Source organism: Variovorax palleresanus (assembly GCF_051144945.1).
Lineage (GTDB): Bacteria > Pseudomonadota > Gammaproteobacteria > Burkholderiales > Burkholderiaceae_C > Variovorax > Variovorax paradoxus_S.
Genome location: NZ_JBJNVP010000002.1, coordinates 3804103 through 3824638 on the forward strand (window position 1 = coordinate 3804103; position 20536 = coordinate 3824638).

Annotated in this window: 18 protein-coding genes, 1 tRNA gene and 1 pseudogene; 13 read left to right on the forward strand and 7 right to left on the reverse strand. The window is 65.3% G+C overall.

The features are described 5' to 3' along the window. Nucleotides 1-3 precede the first annotated feature (3 nt). Genes ACJ7Z0_RS21670 through ACJ7Z0_RS21680 form a run of 3 tightly spaced genes read left to right on the forward strand, consistent with a single transcriptional unit; the run spans nt 4 to nt 3584 of the window. A complete protein-coding gene (locus ACJ7Z0_RS21670; RefSeq protein WP_434791484.1) occupies nt 4-1074 on the forward strand; it encodes a glycosyltransferase in 1071 nt (356 codons plus the stop codon). Next, the gene (locus ACJ7Z0_RS21675; RefSeq protein ID WP_434791485.1) at nt 1074-2354 is read left to right on the forward strand and encodes a glycoside hydrolase 5 family protein; all 1281 of its coding nucleotides are present in this window, start codon (nt 1074-1076) and stop codon (nt 2352-2354) included. Before ACJ7Z0_RS21670 ends, ACJ7Z0_RS21675 begins: the two co-directional genes overlap by 1 nt. 3 nt (nt 2355-2357) lie before the next feature. Next, the gene (locus ACJ7Z0_RS21680; protein ID WP_434791486.1) at nt 2358-3584 is read left to right on the forward strand and encodes a lipopolysaccharide biosynthesis protein; all 1227 of its coding nucleotides are present in this window, start codon (nt 2358-2360) and stop codon (nt 3582-3584) included. A gap of 81 nt (nt 3585-3665) precedes the next feature. On the opposite strand, the gene ACJ7Z0_RS21685 is transcribed toward ACJ7Z0_RS21680, so the two are convergent. The 3 genes from ACJ7Z0_RS21685 to ACJ7Z0_RS21695 form a co-directional block, all read right to left on the reverse strand. After that, nucleotides 3666-6752 carry a YjbH domain-containing protein gene (locus ACJ7Z0_RS21685; RefSeq protein ID WP_434791487.1) on the reverse strand — a complete coding sequence of 1029 codons (3087 nt, stop codon included), beginning with the start codon at nt 6750-6752 and terminating at the stop codon, nt 3666-3668. Beyond that, on the reverse strand, nt 6749-7369 hold the full coding sequence (locus ACJ7Z0_RS21690) for a YjbF family lipoprotein (RefSeq protein ID WP_434791488.1): 621 nt from the start codon (nt 7367-7369) through the stop codon (nt 6749-6751). The genes ACJ7Z0_RS21685 and ACJ7Z0_RS21690 overlap by 4 nt, the downstream gene beginning before the upstream one ends. 134 nt (nt 7370-7503) lie before the next feature. Further along, on the reverse strand, nt 7504-7806 hold the full coding sequence (locus ACJ7Z0_RS21695; protein WP_431124166.1) for a hypothetical protein: 303 nt from the start codon (nt 7804-7806) through the stop codon (nt 7504-7506). A 282-nt stretch (nt 7807-8088) separates the two neighbouring features. On the opposite strand from ACJ7Z0_RS21695, the gene petA reads away from it, so the two are divergent. From petA to ACJ7Z0_RS21725, 6 genes are all read left to right on the forward strand, one after another. Beyond that, a complete protein-coding gene (gene petA, locus ACJ7Z0_RS21700; protein ID WP_431124163.1) occupies nt 8089-8706 on the forward strand; it encodes a ubiquinol-cytochrome c reductase iron-sulfur subunit in 618 nt (205 codons plus the stop codon). Nucleotides 8707-8720: 14 nt separating this feature from the next. Further along, complete coding sequence (locus ACJ7Z0_RS21705) at nt 8721-10157, forward strand: cytochrome b (RefSeq protein ID WP_431124160.1); 1437 nt, start codon at nt 8721-8723, stop codon at nt 10155-10157. Nucleotides 10158-10186: 29 nt separating this feature from the next. After that, nucleotides 10187-10960, forward strand: coding sequence for a cytochrome c1 (locus ACJ7Z0_RS21710; RefSeq protein ID WP_434791489.1), 774 nt, complete (start codon nt 10187-10189; stop codon nt 10958-10960). A 95-nt stretch (nt 10961-11055) separates the two neighbouring features. Next, entirely contained in the window at nt 11056-11667 is a 612-nt protein-coding gene (locus tag ACJ7Z0_RS21715; protein ID WP_431124154.1) for a glutathione S-transferase N-terminal domain-containing protein, read from the forward strand. Nucleotides 11668-11697: 30 nt separating this feature from the next. Continuing rightward, nucleotides 11698-12279, forward strand: a complete 582-nt coding sequence (locus ACJ7Z0_RS21720) for a ClpXP protease specificity-enhancing factor (RefSeq protein WP_434791490.1) — start codon at nt 11698-11700, stop codon at nt 12277-12279. Between the two features lie 69 nt (nt 12280-12348). Continuing rightward, nucleotides 12349-12424 (forward strand) — tRNA-Thr (locus ACJ7Z0_RS21725). A gap of 19 nt (nt 12425-12443) precedes the next feature. Here ACJ7Z0_RS21725 and ACJ7Z0_RS21730 read toward each other — a convergent pair. Continuing rightward, a complete protein-coding gene (locus ACJ7Z0_RS21730; RefSeq protein ID WP_434791491.1) occupies nt 12444-12842 on the reverse strand; it encodes a hypothetical protein in 399 nt (132 codons plus the stop codon). 155 nt (nt 12843-12997) lie between these two features. Between ACJ7Z0_RS21730 and ACJ7Z0_RS21735 the strand changes: the two genes are divergently transcribed. After that, nucleotides 12998-13822, forward strand: a complete 825-nt coding sequence (locus tag ACJ7Z0_RS21735) for a YoaK family protein (protein WP_434792706.1) — start codon at nt 12998-13000, stop codon at nt 13820-13822. Nucleotides 13823-13848: 26 nt separating this feature from the next. Here ACJ7Z0_RS21735 and ACJ7Z0_RS21740 read toward each other — a convergent pair whose 3' ends face one another. Continuing rightward, complete coding sequence (locus ACJ7Z0_RS21740) at nt 13849-14862, reverse strand: SDR family oxidoreductase (protein WP_434791492.1); 1014 nt, start codon at nt 14860-14862, stop codon at nt 13849-13851. A gap of 195 nt (nt 14863-15057) precedes the next feature. On the opposite strand from ACJ7Z0_RS21740, the gene ACJ7Z0_RS21745 reads away from it, so the two are divergent. Beyond that, a complete protein-coding gene (locus ACJ7Z0_RS21745) occupies nt 15058-15669 on the forward strand; it encodes a DUF1003 domain-containing protein (RefSeq protein ID WP_434791493.1) in 612 nt (203 codons plus the stop codon). A 16-nt stretch (nt 15670-15685) separates the two neighbouring features. On the opposite strand, the pseudogene recJ reads toward ACJ7Z0_RS21745, so the two are convergent. Together recJ and ACJ7Z0_RS21755 are read right to left on the reverse strand one after the other, a co-directional pair. Continuing rightward, nucleotides 15686-17409 (reverse strand): annotated as a pseudogene (gene recJ / locus ACJ7Z0_RS21750) (single-stranded-DNA-specific exonuclease RecJ). Then, complete coding sequence (locus ACJ7Z0_RS21755) at nt 17406-18374, reverse strand: hypothetical protein (RefSeq protein WP_434791494.1); 969 nt, start codon at nt 18372-18374, stop codon at nt 17406-17408. The pseudogene recJ and the gene ACJ7Z0_RS21755 overlap by 4 nt, the downstream one beginning before the upstream one ends. A gap of 111 nt (nt 18375-18485) precedes the next feature. On the opposite strand from ACJ7Z0_RS21755, the gene ACJ7Z0_RS21760 reads away from it, so the two are divergent. Further along, nucleotides 18486-19742, forward strand: coding sequence for a lipoprotein-releasing ABC transporter permease subunit (locus tag ACJ7Z0_RS21760; protein ID WP_431124136.1), 1257 nt, complete (start codon nt 18486-18488; stop codon nt 19740-19742). Then, nucleotides 19735-20442, forward strand: coding sequence for a lipoprotein-releasing ABC transporter ATP-binding protein LolD (gene lolD / locus ACJ7Z0_RS21765; protein WP_431124134.1), 708 nt, complete (start codon nt 19735-19737; stop codon nt 20440-20442). The genes ACJ7Z0_RS21760 and lolD overlap by 8 nt, the downstream gene beginning before the upstream one ends. Nucleotides 20443-20536: the final 94 nt, after the last annotated feature.

A 20536-nucleotide genomic window follows, 5' to 3' on the forward strand; every position in this document is an offset into this window, starting at 1 on the left:
GCCATGAAAATATTGCACATTGCCGAAACACTCAAGGGCGGGCTGGAAACCTATCTTCGGATGGTCTCCGGTTTCCAGCAGAACTCTCCGGTGATCAGCCAGGCGAAGTTCATTCTTCCCGGCCCCGTGGACTGGCTGAGCTCGCAGGACACCCACGTGGTCCCCACGGCGCGCAGTCCGTTGGCCCTTGCCACGTACGCCGCCGAAGTTCGCAAGATCATCCGCAGGGAACGTCCCGCGGTGCTTCATCTGCACAGCTCGATTGCGGGCGGAATCGTTCGGGCCATGGCGCTGCTGGGCCAGGTGCCGCAAGAGACAAAAATCGTCTATTGCTCTCACGGATGGGCGTTCGACCAGATCGGGCCTTCGTACAAGAAGTCGATCTATCGGTGGATCGAATGGCTGCTTTCGTACTGGAGCGACGCCATCATCTGCATCAGCCACCATGAACTGCGGATTGCGGAGAAGTTCGGCATCAAGCGCTGCACCTGCATTCCGAACGGAATCACCCCTGCGCTGGCCACCCAGGAACAGGTCGCCCTTCCCAAGGCTTCTTCGCCGCACCCCAGAAGAATCCTGTTCGTGGGCCGGCTGGACCGGCAAAAAGGCATCGATGCACTGCTCGAGTCCTATGCGCGGGTTAGGCCCGACTTCAAGCTGATCGTCGTCGGCGGCGCCGTTCGAAACGATCTTTCTCTCGCCCATTCCGAAGACATAGAGTTCAAGGGATGGCTCGAAAAAGACGAGCTCGACGCTGCCTACAGGTCTTGCGACGCGATCATCGTTCCCTCGAGATGGGAGGGCTTCGGCCTTGTCGCGGTCGAAGCCATGGCGCGGAGCAAGCCGGTGTTTGCATCGGCGGTGGGTGGGCTCGTCGATATCGTCGAAGACACCCGGAGCGGACGGCTGTTTCCGCTCGATCGGCTCGACGAAATGCTGCGCGAGATCGACCAGATTTCCGACCAAGACATGGTGCGGATGGGCCGGGCAGGGCGGGAGATTTTCGAAAAGAAATACACCGCTGACCGGATGAACTCCGCCATCGTCGATTTGTACAGGGAGTCGGTACTCTGATGAAGTTTTCTTCCGTTGTTCCCGTCTCGGAGCGCCTCGCCGGTCTCTTCAGGTTGCTCTGCGCTTCGGCGGCCATTGCTGTTTTTTCGTGCGCGGCCCAGGCCCGGGGGATCAGCGAACTGAGCACCGATTACCCGACGGCGCTGAGCGTGCAGATCGACCCGAGCGACATTTCGGATGAAGACCTGAACGAAATCAGGGCGGCGGGATTCGAGTTCGTCCGATTCGGCGTGCGGCCGCCTTTGAAGAGCGTCAACCCCGGACGGATCGACTACTCGAAACTGATCCGGCGCGTGCGGAACGCGAGGCTCGACGCCATCGTGACGCTGTTCGGAGGCAGGGAGATCTGGGGCCACGAACCAGGGGAGCTCGGCGGCGGCCAACGGGAAAAGCTGTTCGCGAACTTCGCCGCTGAATTCATGAACGCCCACATCGCCGATGTGGCGATGTGGGAACTGTGGAACGAGCCCGACTACAAGACCTTTCTGAACCCGGCGCTTTTCTCGAACTTCGAAACCGCGACCGCGGAGTTTTGCAGCAGCATCGCGCAGCTGAAGAACCCGCCGAAGATCGTCATGGGGTTCGGCTTTGCGAAGCTTCCCTTCAACCAGGGGCAGGTTCCGCCGCAACTCGAAAATGCCTTCGTATTGGGGGCCAAGGCCAATAATTGCCTGACGGACATATCGATCCACCCCTACCGCTCGATTCCGGAAACGGCCATTGCCGACTACGGAAAGCTGCGCGCCAAGCTGGACCAGATGCAACTCGGCAAGGTCGGCATCGTTGCCTCCGAATGGGGTTACGCGTCGTACCTGCCGGTCAGGGACCGCAACACGCAGGCTTCGCTGATCTTGCGTGAATACCTGACCAACGTGGCCGCCGGCATCAAGCTCTTGAACCTCTATGCCTGGAAGGACCGGGGAACGTCCGTCATTTCGAGAGAAGACAACTTCGGACTCAAGTCGAAGGCCGGCGAAAAGAAGGAGGCGTTTTCGAGCCTGACCGAATTCCTCAAGATCGCCCGGACTTCGAAGAAGGTTTCGTACGACAGCAACGGAAGCCTGAACAAGCTGGTGCTGAGCCGTGGAACGACCTTGCTGCACGTGGTGTGGACGCAAAGCTCCGAGCAGGACGTGCTGATTCCCGCAGCCAAGGGAAAGAAGTGCACGCGGGTCGACTTCTTTCCGCAGGTGCGCCACGGAACCTGCGGCAGTCCGGTGGAGGGGGGCGTTGCTGCCAAGGCTTCGAGCTATCCGGTCCTGTTCTCCATTGCGGACTAGGGGATGGCGTCCGGAATTCGAAAGCGCCTCGGAGGTCCGATCTATGCCGTTGCAGACCAATGCATCTATAGCGCAAGCCAGCTGCTGCTGAGCTTTGCGCTCGCACGGGCGTTGTCGCCCTCGGATTTCGGTATTGCGTCGGCGTTCCTGGCGATCGTCAGTTTCCAGTACATCCTGCATACCGCGGTGGTTCATGAGCCGCTGCTGATCAAGCGCCATTACGCAAATCGGTCCGCCGCCTGGTGGAGCTGGGCGCTCGTGCTTGCCGTCTCGTTGGCCGGCTTCCTGGCCTGGCAGTTCACGAGCTTCCCGGGGCCGCTGCGCTGGGCGGGCGTGGCGCTCATCGTGGGCTACGAAATATTCTGGCTCTCCCGCAGCGTCTTGCTGGTGGGACGCCGATACCTGGTTCTCTGCATCTCCGGCGTCCTGATCAGCATCGGATACGTGGCGGTCTTGATCGGGTTGAAGCCGGCCACGTGGACGCAGGCGCTGCTGTGGATCGCCGTGATCCAGCTGCCTTTTGCCCTCTTGATTGTGAGGACGCTGAAAAGCGTGATCGCCCCGCTGCCGGCACCCGCCGATGCCCAGGCGCTGACCGTGAAGGAAGCCGCCAGCTATGGCTGGAAGGCCAGTCTTTCGCAGCTCATGAGCTGGATCATGACGGGAGGTGCGATCCTGCTGCTGGGGTCCTCGGCAGATTCTGTGCAAGGCGGCCTGCTGAAGATCTACATCACGTTCTTGCTGCCCATGCAGTACGTGCTGCTCGCGCTGGGCTACTACATCCTGCCCAAGCTGGCGGCCAGCTGGAATTCCGAGGGCCGAAGGGACGCTTTCCGTCTCTTCGTCAAGTTCGTGATCTTCGGCTTCATGGTGGCCGAGCTCGGTGGTGTGCTGCTGGGCCTGCTCGGGCCCTACCTGGTGGTGCTGGCGTTCGGCAAGAACTACAGCGGCATGGATTTTTCGCCGTTCTTCTACGCGCCCGCGATCTTCGGCCTCACGATGTGCCTCCGAACGGGTTTCAGGGCGGCTGCGCGGCCCGGGGCTCTTCTGTGGTGCTCGATTTTCGGCGCGCTGGTCTTCGCGGCGTGCATGCTCGTGGCCAAGCCGCCCATCTCCTACATCCAGACCATCAACGCCATGACGATTGGCTTTGCCTGCATGGCGGCCATGATGATCGGCTGGCTGTTCGTCATCATGCGCGGCCCCAGGGTCGCCGCGCAGGTCCGCTGACCGTTCTTCCAGAGGTTCCGCTGCGGGGGTAGGCGATTGCGCCCGATTGCGCCCGGGCAACCGGGCGCAATCGCTCGCCGATCACCGTGGGCGTTCGAAATTCAGGATGTTGTCGCCCGCCTTCGGGCTGCCAGTGTCGGGCGGCTCGAACTTGTAGGCGCTCGGGTCGCGCGCGGAAGTCATTTCGTAGAGCGGGTGGATCCGGGCCAGTCGCGCACCGCCGTCGCGCACCAGGGGCGCCCACGCGAAATTGGCGGTGAACTTGTTCGAGCGCGGCAGCAGCGCGTCGAAGGGGATGGAAAGATAGATGCCCTTGTCGAAGCTGCCTTCGCCGAACTGCCTGGCCGACACATTGGTCTTGGTGACGTAGGCGCCAAGCACCACGCCGTTGTCGAAGCGGCGGCTGATGTCGATGGTGACCCCGCGATCGCCCGCCAGGTACTGGCCCGCGCTGACCTTGGCCAGGACGCCGTTCCAGCCGGTGTCCCAGTAGAGGGTTGCGTGGCCGGTGTTGACCTTGTAGTCGCGCAGGCCGAAGTCCTGTTCGAAGTCGCGTTGCCGCACGTGGTTGAAGTCGACGCCAATCGCCATCCGGCTGCGCCACGGGCGATAGAGCCATTCCCCGCCGACGCCCGCATACATGCTTTCGAGTGCGCCGCCGTAGACGCTGTAGTACTGGTTGTCCGTCAGCCGGCCGACGTGGGTCAGCTGAAGCACCGGCATGGTCAGCCGCTTCGAGGTGACGTACTCGCGCTGAAAGGTTCGCACGCGGGGCAGGTTGCTGGGCGCCGTATAGGTGAACTTGTCGAAGTTGTCGACGAGGCGCAGGTTCAGCGCGCCGTTGACCCAGGTGCTCGGCGTGAAGCGGTATTCCGCAACCGCCTGCACGCCGACCTGGAAAAGCACGAAGGAGTTGGGGCCGCCGAGAATCTGGCCGAGGCTGGGCGTGAGGCCGATGCTGAACTTCTGCACCGGGCGCTCCCATGGGGCCAGCGCCTTGTCGTCCGCGGCCTCCTTGGCCGTAGCCGGAGTGCCGGCGCCCTTCGCAACATTGAGGGCGGGTGCGTCGGCGCCGAGCGGCGGGGGCGCATAGTCGCGCTGGGTCGCCGCCCGAAGTTCACTTGGCGCCTGCGCCTGATAGTGCGCTGTCACCCACTCGTTCCGGTCGACCACTTGCGCGTGCAGCGCCAGGCCCCGTTCCGAGTAGTGAAGAACAAAATTCTTGATCGAAGCGGGCGCATCGCGATGCAGCACGGCAATGATCTGCTCGACCCGGGCACTCCGGTAGACAGTGGCGCTTTCGGTGATCCACACGTGCAGCATCGGGCCTTGCGGCGCAATGCGCTGAACGGCCCAATCGGTGCGGCTTTCGATATCGGCCGCGGTCGCCGCCCAACCTGGTGACGTGGTGGGGGGCGTCGGCGAAAAGCGCGGCGCCGGAGGGTCCGCCGTCTTGGGCATCTGCATCGTCGCGAGGTTGGTCTGCAGCGTGAGGCCGACCATCACCTTGTTTCCGCGCTCGAAGCCGGCCGAGAAAGTCACGCCGGGGGCGTAGCGGTACTCCAGGCCGATATTGAAGGGCGAGCGCTGCGGCTGGGCGTTGTTGAGCGGCTCGTTCTTGTAGTCGTTGCCTTCGTACTCGAGCTTGAGCGTCAACGGGTCCCAGGGCGTGCGCCATTGCACGCCGCCAAAGAGCGCGGCGGGTCCGCGAAAGAGCCGGCCGAAGTTGGCGCCACCCCATGTGGTCTCGCTGACGCGGGTCTTGAAACGGCTGCTCAGCAGATTGAACGGATTACCGATGTTTCCGCTGCTTCCCATGTAGCCCCAGCCGATGCCGAGGCTGAAATCCAGGTCGCCGTGGCGCTTGCTCGCCACCAGGTACTCGGACGAAAAGAGGCCGGTGCCGCCGATGTCGCGAAAGCCCAGGGCCACTTCAGGAAGGTAGGCCGACTCTTTCCACAACCGCGCCTTGAGGTCGATGCTCTTGTCCTTGTAGCCCTGGTTGCTGAGGCCGATGCCGTAGATCCGGTTGCTGATGGACGTGTAGCGGAAACCCGCTTCCAGCCAGTCCAGCGGCTGGAACATCACGTTCAGCCGCGTGTAGGGCGAAACATGCGTGAGGGACGTGCGCATGTCCCCCGCCTGGCCCATGCGGGCCGTGGGTGTCTGCAGCAAGCCGGTTTCGCCCCAGTCGTTGCCGCTGGACTGGAGCGCGCGGTACTGCGGCGCCGCCTCTGGGCGGACCGATATGGCGGTCGGCGCGAAGGCATCGGCCGGTGCCGGTGCCGGGGCCACAGGGGCGGGCGAGGCCTCGGCCGAGGGCGCGGCTGGGGCTTCTGCCGGAGCGGCAACGGGTACTGCCGCAACGGGCGTTCCCGACATCGTGTTGCCGCCTTGCGGCGACGGCCCTTGCGTGGCCAGAAACTTGATCAGGCCCTCGGAAATCGCGTTCAGGTCATCCATGCCGCGAGGCGCTGCCCAGACCCATGCGCCAGGTGCCGGTTCATCGGAGGGATGTGCGTTCCATCCCGCCACGCCCACGCGGGCGATGCGGCCGTCGGGTTGCGCGACCCATGCCCAGTCGTGCTTGCCCCCGGGGTCGCAGGCCGTCACGTAGTCCCATGCCGTGCGCCCCGGTTCGTGGACCACCTGGCAGAGCTGCCCGTCGGGCTGCACGACCGAGATCGTCTTCAGGACGGGCGGAGGCGCAACGAGCTGCTGGCCGGCCTTCAGCACCGGGTCTTCCTCCGGATGCGCCTCGAGCCAGCGCGGGTCGACGATGCCGAGCGCGACGCGGCCGGTCACGGGGAGGCCCTGCAGCCATTTGATCAGCTGCTGGCGCTGGCCCCGTTGTTCCGGGCGCGCGCGCCGGGTGGCGGCGTCGAGCCGCAGCAGCAGCTGGTTCTTCAGAAACTGTTGCGCCAGGCGCTCCTGCGGAATGCGCCAAGCCAGCCCGGGCGCCGCGGTTTCGGCCGGCTGGCGCAGCAGCCAGGCGCTCAGCCGCTCGCCGGGGCGGATGTCGGCGTCGTTGGCCGGGGTCTTGTTGTCGACAGGGCTGCTGCCGAGGGGCTGGGCCCCGGCGGCGCAGCTCGCCGCCAGTGCGCAGGCCACCGCGGCGCGAAGGGGCCAGGGATGTCTGCCAAAGCCACGGGGAAGCAAACTGCTCATGTACCAGCGCTCGCCGCTGCGACGGGTGCTGGGGGGGAAGGCGTCCACTGCTCGAAGCTCATACACAGGTCATTGGAAATACATTGCTCGGAATAAACGACCCGGGGCGTGCCGCCCGCCTGCGAAACGCCAAAGCGCGCGGGAGGCAGCGAGGCGCTCGAAGGATGCGAAACGCTGCGCTCCTCGTACCAGCGCAAGGACGAGGCGGCCGCGCCGGCCACGGCGGCTTGCTGCGGCACGGCAATGGGCGTCTGCACGATCTCGTCGCGAATGCCGAAACGGTAGCCCGGCATCATGTCGCGCTCACGCTGATAGGCCCTGGGCTGCGAGGCGTTCGCGGCGTCGGCCCACGCCGGCAGCCTGGAAAAGCGCACCTCGCGCCAGTCGGTGGTGAGGCCGGTCGTTCCCATGAGGCGCCCGTCGAGCAGCCTGACGACTTCGCCGGCATTGCTGTACCAGACCTCGACGGCACCTTCGGGGCGCTTGTCGATGTAGCCAAGCACCATGTAGACCGTCTGGCCGCCGACGACTACGCGCAGGTAACGGTAATTCGGGTTGAAAGTGGGCCCGGGCGCCGCGGCGCCGCCGCTATAGATATGCCGCGCCGTGGCCAGCATGGCCGAAGATCCGGAAGAACAGCCGCCAACGCCCAAAAGAAATGCTGACAAAAGACAGCATTCAATAAGTCGCGTGGCGAGACCAACGCGCGGAGCCTTCAGCGAATGCCCTCCCGGCAGGAGGGCCCGCACGATTAATTCGTGCCGGTCGTGCCCGTGCCGCCTGTGCCGCTCGTGCCGCCCGTACCGCTGCCGCCACCGCTGTTGCCGCCATTGCCGCTGCCAATGGCAGCGGCCAATCCGACGCTGGCTGCGACGCCCCCGGCCTGCTGGGCCGTGATGCGGCCGGATGAAGAATTGGCTGCACCCGTGGCGCTGGCGGGCTGCGGGCCGGGCGTTTGAACGGGTGGCGGATTCTGGGGTGGGTTTTGAGCCAGCGCCGAAGAAATACCCAGGGCGGCAATAAAGGCTGCGGAAACCAATGACTTAATTTTCATGGCGGATATCCTCGTAATTAGCAATTGACAGTTGCGTCAAGATTAGCAGCTAGCGAAGTGTGCCGCAACTAAGTTAGCCTTTTTTACAATCGATGTGCGTGCAATTCCTTGTGTCCAAATGTCTTGCAAATCAAAATTAATTCATTGTTCTTAATTGGTCTTTGCGGGGGGTCGAGATGGGCATTCGCACACGCTCCGGCCGGCGCCGTTGAATATGCGCGCAACAGCCCGCTACAATCGCCGGTTGACCCTGCTCCAGCGAAGAAGACTTAGAGGATCCCCATGAGTGACATGACCTCCGGCTCCCCCCGGATCGACACAAGCAAGCGGACGTGGTTGATCGCATCCAGCTGTGCCGGCGTAGCGGGAGGCGTGGCCACCGCGATTCCCTTTGTGAGTACGTTCCAGCCTTCCGAGAAGGCCAAGGCCGCAGGCGCTGCGGTCGAGGTGGACATTGCAGGCCTCAAGGTCGGCGAGAAGATCACCGTCGAATGGCGCGGCAAGCCGGTGTGGATCCTCAAGCGTACGCCCGAGCAACTGGCTGGGCTGCCCAAGCTCGACGGCCAGCTGGCCGATCCGCTTTCCAAGCGGCACCCCGACGAATTCACCCCCAAGTACGCGCAGAACGAACACCGTTCGATCAAGCCCGACGTGCTGGTGGTGGTGGGCATCTGTACCCACCTCGGCTGTTCGCCGGTCGACCGCCTCCAGTCCGGCCCGCAGCCCTCGCTGCCAAGCGACTGGGACGGCGGCTTCCTGTGCCCTTGCCACGGTTCCACGTTCGACCTGGCCGGCCGTGTCTTCAAGAACAAGCCCGCGCCCGACAACCTGCCTGTGCCCCCGCACATGTACCTGTCGGACACCAAGCTCCTGATCGGTGAAGACTCCAAGAAGGCCTGAGGCAGAAGAAGAACATGGCTGAATTCCACGAAATTTCCCCCAATGCGCCCACGGGCGAAAAGCTGCTCAACTGGGTCGACAACCGCTTCCCGCTGACCAAGCTCTGGAACGACCAGTGGGGCAAGTACTACGCGCCGAAGAACTTCAACTTCTGGTACATCTTCGGCTCGCTCGCGATGCTGGTCCTGGTGATCCAGATCGTGACCGGCATCTTCCTCGTGATGCACTACAAGCCCGATGCGAACCAGGCGTTCGCTTCGGTCGAGTACATCATGCGCGACGTGCCCTGGGGATGGCTCATCCGCTACATCCACTCGACGGGTGCCTCGGCGTTCTTCATCGTGGTCTACCTGCACATGTTCCGCGGCCTCATGTACGGCAGCTACCGCAAGCCCCGCGAGCTGATCTGGGTCTTCGGCTGCGCGATCTTCCTGTGCCTGATGGCCGAGGCCTTCATGGGCTACCTGCTGCCCTGGGGCCAGATGAGCTACTGGGGCGCCCAGGTGATCGTGAACCTGTTCGCCGCCATTCCCTTCATCGGCCCTGACCTTGCGCTGCTGATCCGCGGCGACTACGTGGTGAGCGACGCCACGCTCAACCGCTTCTTCAGCTTCCACGTCATTGCCGTGCCGCTGGTGCTGCTGGGCCTCGTGGTGGCCCACCTGATCGCGCTGCACGAAGTGGGTTCCAACAACCCCGACGGCATCGAGATCAAGGCCAACCGCGGCCCCGACGGCCATCCGCTCGACGGCATTCCTTCGCACCCGTACTACACGGTGCACGACATCTTCGGCGTGGTGGTGTTCCTCACCATCTTCTCGGCCGTGATCTTCTTCGCGCCGGAAGCGGGCGGGTACTTCCTCGAGTACAACAACTTCATTCCGGCCGATTCGCTCAAGACGCCGAACCACATCGCTCCGGTCTGGTACTTCACGCCGTTCTATTCGATGCTGCGCGCAACCACCGACGACATGGTCAACGTGTTCGCGCTGATCATCGGCCTGGCCGCCGTGCTGAACTTCGTCAAGGGCAAGTCGAGCACGGCACTGAAGATCGCGCTCGTCGTGGTGGCGGCCGTGGCGATCTTCCTGCTCAAGGCCTTCGACGCCAAGTTCTGGGGCGTGCTCGTGATGGGCGGCTCGGTCATCATCCTGTTCTTCCTGCCCTGGCTGGACAAGAGCGAGGTCAAGTCGATCCGCTACCGTCCGAGCTGGCACAAGTATGTTTACGGCGTCTTCGTGTTCCTCTTCCTGATCCTGGGCTACCTGGGTATCCAGGCGCCTGGCGTCTGGGGCAACCTGGTCATCGGTTCGTTCGTGCTGGACATCGCGCAGACCATTTCGCAGATCGGCACGCTTTTCTACTTCGGTTTCTTCCTGCTCATGCCGTGGTGGAGCAGCAAGGGCGAGTTCAAGACCGTGCCCGACCGCGTGACCTTCGCCGCCCACTGAAAAGCCCAAGAGAGCTTGAGAGAAACACGATGAAGAAAAGCATTTCTGGCTGGCTCGCGGTTGTGGGCCTGGCATTGGGCCTGACCTTCTCCGCAGCCGCATCGGCCGAGTCCGGCGGCCTTGCCTGGGACAAGGCGCCCAACAAGACCACCGACGTGGCCTCGTTGCAGAACGGCGCCAAGCTGTTCGTCAACTACTGCCTGAACTGCCATTCGGCAGCCTTCATGCGCTACAACCGCCTGCAGGACATCGGCATCACCGAGCAGCAGATCAAGGACAACCTTCTGTTCGCGACCGACAAGGTCGGCGAGACCATGAAGGCCAACATCGACGCGCGCCAGGCCAAGGATTGGTTCGGCACCACGCCGCCCGACCTGACGCTGGTGGCACGTTCGCGCGCCGGCCACGGCGGTACCGGTGCCGACTACCTGTACACCTACCTGCGCACCTACTACCGGGACGACACCAAGGCCACCGGCTGGAACAACCTCGTGTTCCCGAGCGTCGCCATGCCCAATCCGCTGTGGGAGCTGCAAGGCGAACGCCGTCCGGTCTACAGCAAGGTCGTGCAGCATGGCCACGAGACCGAAGTGTTCAAGGGTTGGGAGCAAGTCACCCCCGGCACCATGACGCCGCTGCAGTTCGACACGGCGGTCGGCGACCTGGTGAGCTACCTGCAATGGATGGCCGAACCGGCGCAGAACACGCGCATCCGCATCGGCGTGTGGGTGCTGCTGTTCCTGCTCATGTCGTTGCTTTTCGTGTGGCGACTGAACGCCTCGTACTGGAAAGACGTCAAGTAGTTCCGTCCACGCCGACCGGACGCCATGCGCGCCCGGTCCCACAGAGTGGGTTGCCAACGCGACCCACTCTTTTTGATTTTTAGGAGTCTCTCGCCATGATGGTCTTGTATTCAGGAACGACCTGCCCCTTTTCCCACCGCTGCCGCTTCGTGTTGTTCGAGAAGGGCATGGACTTCGAAATCCGCGACGTCGATCTCTACAACAAGCCCGAAGACATCGGCGTGATGAACCCGTACGGCCAGGTGCCGATCCTGGTCGAGCGCGACCTGATCCTGTACGAATCGAACATCATCAACGAGTACATCGACGAGCGCTTCCCGCATCCGCAGCTGATGCCCGGCGACCCGGTCGACCGCGCGCGCGTGCGCCTGTTCCTGCTCAATTTCGAGAAGGAGCTGTTCGTGCACGTGGCCACGCTCGAGAACCGCACGACCAAGGGCAACGAGAAGGCGCTCGAAAAGGCCCGCGCGCACATTCGTGACCGCCTGACGCAGCTTGCCCCGGTGTTCCTCAAGAACAAGTACATGCTGGGCGACAACTTCTCGATGCTCGATGTGGCCATTGCGCCGCTGCTCTGGCGCCTGGACTACTACGGCATCGACCTCAGCAAGAATGCGGCGCCGCTGCTGAAGTACGCCGAGCGCATCTTCTCGCGCCCCGCGTACATCGAAGCGCTCACCCCGTCCGAAAAGGTCATGCGCAAGTAAGACTGCGTCCAACCGTTCTCCGCTGCTTTCATGATCAACGCGCTCGAGTCGTCCTCCACCCGCCCGTACCTCATCCGGGCGCTGTACGAATGGTGCACCGACAACGGGTTCACGCCCTATGTTGCGGTGCAGGTCGACGACACCGTCCAGGTGCCGCGCGAGTACGTGAAAAACGGCGAGATCGTGCTGAACATCAGCTTCGACGCGACCAGCTCGCTCAAGCTCGGCAACGACTTCATCGAGTTCAAGGCCCGCTTTGCGGGCAGCGCGCGCGAAATCGTCGTGCCCGTGGGCCGGGTGATTGCCATCTACGCGCGCGAGAACGGCCAAGGCATGGCGTTTCCGGCGCCTGTACCCACCGGCAGCAATGCCGATGGCAGTGGCGCCGCATCGCCGGCAGGCGGTGTGCCGGCAGTCCAGGGGCCTGCCCGCATGCCGCTGCGCGACGCGTCGCGCGGTAGCGAGGGCGATGCCAGCAAGATCGTTCACCTCGTGACGGACGAAGCGGCCGATGGCGGCAACGACATCGGCTCGCCCGTCGACCCCGACGACGAGCCGCCGCGCCCGCCGGCCGGAGGCGGCAGCCGTCCGTCGCTCAAGCGCGTGAAATAGGACAACAGCAGGACGGACCTGAAAGGGCGGCTTCTGCCGCCCCGTTAAAATCCGTAAAGAGAATTCCGTGCCGCTTTAGCTCAGTTGGTAGAGCACCCGCCTTGTAAGCGGAAGGTCGTCAGTTCGATTCCGACAAGCGGCACCATACATTTCCCCACTGGGGATCAGCAACGGCCCTTCTTGGCCTGTCCCGGTGGGCAGTGGTGACCACCACCGCCATGGCCTTCGCGCTCGGCATGGTGCGGTTGCTCCGCGCGCCGCCAGTTGCCCTCCATCCATCGCCAGCCACCGTCTGCCTGGACCCATCGGCCCGGTGCATACGCGTGGTCGGGCCGAGCCGCCTGCCAGTAGCCGGAGCGCCAGGCGTAGGCGCGTTCGTTCCACCGCCAATGACCGGGCACCCAGACCTGTCCTGCGCGCGGCCCTGGCATGGGCTCGTAGCGGGGCGCGGGAGGTGCGACCTGGATCAGGCCAGGCACATGGATATTGACCGAGACCTGTGCCGCGGCGGGCAGGGCACAGGCGGCGAGCGCTGTGGCAATCAGGAGAGCCGAGATTTTCATTTGAAACCCTTGAAGATGAGAACACGCATGTACAACGCGGGCCGGCGCAAAGTGTAATCAGAACATTCCTCAGGGCCTTGGGCAGCCGAACCGTGGTACGCAAAGGCCGCGCCCGTTTCATCAGGTGCTAGAGTTCAGGCGCACGCTGCATGCCGATGCGCAGACTACGCTTCCTGACCCACCGCCACCGCGCCCCTTCCACAAACCGGGTGCTCGGCCTGCTGCTGGCCTTCAATGCCGGCGCGGTGAATGCGGGGGGCTTCCTGATGCTGCACATGTACACCTCGCACATGACGGGCTTCGCGTCGCAGTTTGCGGACGGGCTGGTGCTCGGCAACACGAAGCTCCTGTTGAACGCGCTGGGCGCCATCCTCGCGTTTCTGTCGGGCGCGGCCGTCTGTGCAATTCTCGTGAACTGGGGCCGCCAGCACCGCTTGCGCAGCGTCTACGCGGTGCCGCTGCTGCTCGAGGCGGCACTCATGTTTCCGTTCGGCCTGATGGGCGCCATCACGTTGACCTGGTCGACGCCGTTTGCCGTGCCGCTCACTGTGCTGCTGCTCTCCTTCATCATGGGCCTGCAGAACGCGGTCGGCTCCAAGACCTCCGGAGGCAGCGTCCGCACCACCCACATGACGGGCAACATCACCGACATGGGCATGGAGCTGGGCAAGCTGATCTACTGGAACCGGCATGCCACGCCGGCGCATGCCATGGTTCGGCACGACCGCCGGAGGATGCGGATGGCGGGCGGGCTGATTGGCATGTTCGTGCTGGGCGGCATCGTCGGCGCGCTCGGTTTCAGCTCTATCGGCTTCGTGTGCGTGGTGCCGCTCGCGGCGTTGCTGCTCGCCATTTCGATACCGCCGCTCATGCGCGACCTGCCGCGCTCCCGGACGCTGCAGAAGCTTCTTGCCGCCATCGGTGTGAAGGTGCCTTCCAGGCACCCGCCGGCGCACGCCGATTCGTCGCCCGAAAGCTGAAGGCTCTCCCGGGTCAACTGCGGGCCTCAGATCCCGCCCACGCTGCCCGTGATCGGCAGCACGATGCCGGTGATATAGCTGGCGCAACTCGGCGCCGCAAGGAACACATAGGCGGGAGACAGTTCCTCTGGTTGTGCCGGTCGCTGCAGGTCGGTGTGCTTGCCGAAGTCCTTCACCTTTTCGGGCGGGCTGTCGGCGGGGTTCAAGGGGGTCCATACCGGTCCGGGCGCCACCGCGTTCACGCGGATACCCTTGGGCAGCAAGTTGCTGGCCAGCGACTTGGTGAATGCGTGGATGGCGCCCTTGGTGGTCGAGTAGTCGAGCAGGTGGGCGCTTCCTTCCAGGCCCGTGACCGAGCCGGTATTGATGATCGACGCGCCCTGGCGCAGGTGCGGCACCGCGGCGCGCGCCATCTGGAAGTAGCCGGTGACATTGGTTCTGAGCGTGAGGTCGAAGCGCTCGTCGGTGATGTCCTCGATCGAAGCCGCGTGCAACTGGAACGCCGCGTTGTTCACGAGGATGTCGAGCTTGCCGAAGGCCTCGAGCGTCCTGTCGATCGCCTCGCGGCAGAACGCCGGGTCAGAGACGTCGCCCTTGATCATGATGCAGCGCGCGCCCTCGTTCTCGACATGGCGCCGCGTTTCCTCGGCGTCCTGGTCTTCTTCCAGGTAGACGATGGCCACGTCGGCGCCTTCGCGTGCGTAGAGCACTGCCACCGCGCGGCCGATGCCGGAATCGCCGCCCGTCACCAGCGCCGTCATGCCCTCGAGCTTGCCGCTGCCCTTGTAATCCGGCGCCTCGAAACGGGGCCGCAGCGCCATCTCCGCTTCCACGCCCGGCTTGCGGAGGTGCTGCGCCGGCATGGGATTGACCGGCTGGGACCGCGGCCCCGCTTGAGCGGGTTGGCTGGATTTCCTGGAGGCCGGCTTTGCGCTGTCCTTTGCGTCTTGTGCACGCTGAACCGCGCGGTGCCTGGAGGCCGTGTGGGCTGCGCCTCGGGATTTGGCGGATCCGGAGGGGGATGCGGTGGTCGATTTCATGGTGCTTGGGCTCCTCATGTGAACGACCACCGTAAAACTCCGGGGCTCGGCTCGCGTAGGAATCCGTCTCGAATGCGCGCCCGCCGTGTCGCGCGGCGATTTCCGCTTCGCTTGCAAAGGGTAACGATGCACGCCTACGCACCGGCCATGGCGGCGTGCGCATTGTCATGGCTTCCCGACTCTGGAGCAGGGGCGATGCAGCCTGAAAAGGACACGAAGGAATCCGCCGGCAAACGCAATGGCAACGGCGAAAGCAGCAGTGGCAACGGCAAGCCGCACCGGCCGCCCCGCCGCAAGCATCCCTCGCTCCAGGCACTGACGCACCGGAACATCGAGTCGATTCTGAGGCTGGAAGAAGAAAACCGGCGCGCCAAGCCGCTGCTCTACAGGCTGGTCTCCCGCGTAGCGCGCTACTGCGGAACGGTGGCTTTCCTGTGGTGGAACCTGGCCTTCTTTGCCGCATGGATCCTGCTCAACCAGTTTGTCTGGCAGATCGATCCCTATCCCTTCACCTTCCTGCTCTGCCTGGTTTCCATCGAGGCCATCGTGCTGGCGATCATGATCCTGATCAGCCAGAACATGTCTGCCGAAGAAAGCGAGCGCCGGCACCACCTGGACCTGCAGATCAACCTGCTGAACGAGCGCGAGATGACCGCCTTGCTGCGCCTCGCCACCCGCATGGCGGAAAAGATGGAGGTGCCGCAGGAGTCGCACAGCGAGGTCAGGGCGCTGACCGAGCGCACCGACCCCGGCAAGGTGCTGCACCAGATCGTGGAGGCCGAGGCTTCGCACGAGGAGCGCCGCTGACGGGCAACCGGCGCCGCTAGGGCAGTTCCGCGCCTTCGACCAGGAAGCGCACGCGCCGCACGCCCTGCCATTCGTCCGCATCGAGCCGGAAGGCCAGCTTCACGCGCGCGGGCAGCGGATCGGTATGGCCGAACCAGATGCCGTCGACCGGCTGCCCCTGGTGCCGCAGCTTGAGCGCGAGGTGCTTCTCGCCCACCAAGCGCTGCGACACCACCTCCACCTCTTCGCTGAAGGTGGGCGGGGCAAAACCCTGGCCCCACACCTCGCGGTGCAGCGTGTCGACCAGGTCGATGCGCATGTACTCGCGGGCCAGCGGCCCGTCGGTGTCGAGGCGGCGCGTCAGGGTGGCGGCGTCGAGCCACTCGTGCGCCACTTCGGCCAGCGCCTGCTCGAACACCTCGAACTTCTCGCGCGCGACGGTGCAGCCGGCTGCCATCGCGTGGCCGCCGAAGCGCAGCAGCACGCCCGGGTGGCGCTTGGCCACCAGGTCGAGCGCATCGCGCAGGTGAAAGCCCGGAATCGAGCGGCCGGAACCCTTGAGCTCATGCGCCTTGCCCGGCGCGCCGCTCGCGGCAAACACGAAGGTCGGGCGATGAAAACGGTCCTTGATGCGCGAGGCCACGATGCCGACCACGCCCTCGTGAAAGTCGGCATCGAACACGCTGATGGCGGCCGGAGGTGCCTCGCCGCCATCGGCCGTGGGGCCGAACAGCGACTCAGCCAGCAGCAGCGCCTGGTCGCGCATGCCGCCCTCGATGTCGCGCCGCTCGCGGTTGATGCCATCGAGCATGCGCGCCAGTTCGTCGGCGCGTCCGGCATCGTCGGTCAAGAGGCATTCGATGCCCAGCGTCATGTCGGCCAGCCGTCCGGCCGCATTGATGCGCGGGCCGAGTGCAAAGCCGAAGTCGAAGGTGGTGGCCACCGCGGCGTTGCGTCCCGCGGCCTTGAACAGCGCCGCAATGCCCGCAGGCAGCGCACCGGCGCGAATGCGCCGAAGGCCCTGCGCGACGAGGCGGCGGTTGTTGGCGTCGAGCTTCACCACGTCGGCCACGGTGCCCAGCGCCACCAGAGGAAGCAGCACGTCCAGCTTGGGCTGCGTGGCTGCGGTGAAGAGGCCGCGTGCGCGCAGTTCGGAGCGCAGCGCCAGCAGCACGTAGAACATCACGCCCACGCCGGCGATGCTCTTGCTCTCGAAGCCGCAGCCGGGCTGGTTGGGATTCACCAGCACCTCGGCGGCCGGCAGTTCGGGGCCCGGCAGGTGATGGTCGGTCACCAGCACCTGCAGGCCGCGCGCCTTGGCGGCAGCCACGCCCTCGACGCTGGCAATGCCGTTGTCGACGGTGATCAGCATGTCGGCGCCGCTGTCGGCCACGCGCTCGGCAATCGGCGGCGTGAGGCCGTAGCCGTCGACCACGCGGTCGGGCACCAGGTAGCTCACGTTCTTCGCGCCGAGCAGGCGCAGGCCGCGCACGGCGACGGCGCAGGCGGTGGCGCCGTCGCAGTCGTAGTCGGCCACGATGCACAGGCGCTTGTCCTGTGCCATGGCATCGGCCAGCAACACCGCCGCCTCGCGCGCGCCGTGCAGCGTGTCGGGTGGCAACAGGCGCGCCAGGCCGTCGTCGAGCTCGTCTTTGGCAAGCACGCCGCGCGCGGCGAAGAGGCGGGCGAGCAGGGGATGCACGCCCGCCTGCTCGAGCGCCCAGACCGTGCGGGGGGGATCTCCCTGGCGATGATCTTCATAGGGCCTCGAGCACGCTGGCGGCGCGCGGCCGGTCGAACAGGCTTCGGGCCCAGCCCACCAGGCCGCGCTGCTGCACCGCGTAGCGCTGCGCCGCGCGGTCGCCGCACAGCGTGAGCGTGACGTCGGCACCGGCGGTGTAGTCGGCCAGCAGGCTGGCGAGGGTGCTTGCATCGAGCGCGTGCCAGGCTTCGGCCCAGCCCGGGCCGTCGTCGCGCAGCGCGGCCACGCGCAGCGCTTCGCTCACGGTCGGCGGGGTCGTGTCGGCCGGAGGAATGCCTGTTTGCAGCGCGCCGGTGCCGCTGAGCCAGAAAGAGTTGATCGGCGGCACGCCGCGGGCGGCGCGGTCGTCGTTCACGCGTTGGGTATAGAGCAGCATCTGCATTTCGTTCTGGAGCCGGCGCAGCGGCCGCGCCGCTTCGGCCAGGGGGGACCATTGCGAAATGGGATGGCCCACTGCGCGGTCGATGGACGCCGTGGCCAGTCCATTGAAGATGGGTGCGCGCGCCAACCATCGGCCGGGCGTCGCGGAGGGGTGAAGGGCAATGCCGTCTTCTTCGAAGAAAGGATGCGCGGCGGACAGCAGCGCCGCCGATTCGGCGGCGTCGATCTCGATGGCGGACGGGTCGCCCAGCACCACGTCGTCGATGCCCACCTGCCAGTTGCACAGCGAAACCAGGCCCCAGCCTTCGCTGTCGCCGGGTTCGGCGATGCTGCTCTGCCTGGCTTCCAGCGCGGCCCAGGGAACGCAGCCGTCGGGCGCCGAGATGCCCAGCGCCTTGGCGAGCGCCCGTTCGTGAGGTGGTGAGCGCGTGCTTTCGTCCTGCGTATCGGTCTCCGCCAGCGAGAGCCGGGAGAGCAGTGCTTCGAGGTTGGGCAGACGAAGCGAAGGCAATGCCGCGCGGCATGCCGGGGAACCGCGGCCGGCAAAGGGGATCAACAGATGACGTGGGAGAGGTTCGGCCATTTCCCTATTGTCCGGGATGCTAGGATGAAACGCCCTCCGAAGCGCCTTTGGCGCTCCTCCCACTGGAGGGCGCACCCGGCGGGTGCACCTGGCTGAGCTCAAACTGAAAATATGCGACTTCCTTACGAACTGCAGCTCGGCTGGCGCTATACCCGCGCAGGCCGGGCGACGCGGCGCAACGGCTTCATCTCCTTCATCTCGGGCGTGTCGATGCTCGGCATCGCATTGGGAGTGGCGGCGCTGATCATCGTGCTGAGCGTGATGAACGGCTTCCAGAAAGAGGTGCGCGACCGCATGCTCGGCGTGGTGTCGCACATCGAGATCATTTCGCGCGACGGGCAGGCACTGCCCGACATCGACGCCATCACGGCGGCCGCGCGCAAGAACCCCGAGGTGATCGGCGCTGCGCCCTTCATTGCCACCCAGGCGCTCATCGCGCGCGGCGAGGACATGAAAGGCACGCTGGTGCGCGGCATCGTGCCCAAGCTCGAGCCCGAGGTGACCGACATCGACTCCACGGCGCAGAAGGGCACGCTCGACAAGCTGGTGCCGGGCCAGTTCGGCATCGTGCTCGGCGGCGAGCTGGCGCGCTCGCTGTTCGTGCAGCCGGGCGACCAGGTCACGCTGGTGGCGCCGGGCGGGCAGGTCACGCCCGCGGGCGTGGTGCCGCGGCTCAAGCAGTTCACCGTGGTGGGCACCTTCGATTCGGGCCACTACGAATACGACTCCGCGCTGGCCATGATTCACGAGGAAGACGCCCAGCGCGTGTTTCGGCTCGACGGGCCTTCCGGCATCCGCATCAAGCTCAAGGACCTGAACGAGGCGCGCGAGGTGGCCGACCAGATGGCCGTCACGCTGCCGGGCCAGTTCCTCATTCGCGACTGGACGCGCCAGAACAAGACCTGGTTCGCGGCCGTGCAGGTCGAGAAACGCATGATGTTCATCATCCTCACGCTCATCGTGGCGGTGGCCGCCTTCAACCTGGTGTCCACGCTGGTCATGACCGTGACCGACAAGCGCGCCGACATTGCCATCCTGCGCACGCTGGGCAGCTCGCCGCGCAGCATCATGGGCATCTTCGTGGTGCAGGGGGCGATGGTCGGCGTGATCGGCACCGTGGGCGGGCTGCTGCTGGGGCTGGGCATTGCCTACAACATCGACGTGATCGTGCCGGCGCTCGAGCGGCTCTTCCATGCCAGCTTTCTGCCGAAGGACATCTACCTGATCAGCAAGATGCCGAGCGATCCGCAGCGCAGCGACATCATGCCGATTGCCATCATTTCCCTGGTCCTGGCTTTCCTGGCCACGCTGTACCCGAGTTGGCGCGCGAGCCGCGTCAACCCCGCCGAGGCCCTGCGCTATGAGTGAACAAAAAAATGCCGCCACGCCGGGCAATGGCGTGGTGCTGAAGGCGCGCGGCCTCACCAAGCGCTTTCATGAAGGGCGCATCGACCTCACCGTGCTGCACGGCGTTGACCTGGACGTGCGCGCCGGTGAAACGCTGGCCATCGTCGGCGCCTCGGGTTCCGGCAAGAGCACGCTGCTGCACCTGATGGGCGGGCTCGACGGCCCCACGGCCGGCAGGGTCGAGCTGCTCGGCAAGGACATCGCGCATGCCGATGCGGCCGAGCAGGGCCGGCTGCGCAACCAGCACCTGGGCTTCGTCTACCAGTTCCATCACCTGCTGCCCGAATTCAGCGCGCTCGACAACGTGGCGATGCCGCTCAAGATCCGGCGCATGGCGCCCGCGCAGGCGGCGGCCGCGGCCACGAAGATCCTCGAAAGCGTGGGCCTGGGTGAGCGACTGCACCACCGCCCGGCCGAGCTCTCGGGCGGCGAGCGCCAGCGCGTGGCCATTGCGCGTGCGCTGGTCACGCAGCCGGCCTGCGTGCTGGCCGACGAGCCCACGGGCAACCTCGACCGCAACACGGCCGACACGGTGTTCGAGCTGATGATCGAGCTGGCGCACAAGCACCGCACGGCCTTCGTGATGGTCACGCACGACCAGGAGCTCGCCAAGCGCTGCGACCGCGTGCTGCAGCTGGTGGCGGGGCGGCTCGCCGGCTGAGTTGCAGCTGCCGCTTGCCACGGTGCCTGCAATGTCGCGAAACTGTCTGCCTGTCCGGCAAGATGCCGTTCAATCACAGGAGCGCTGCTTCATC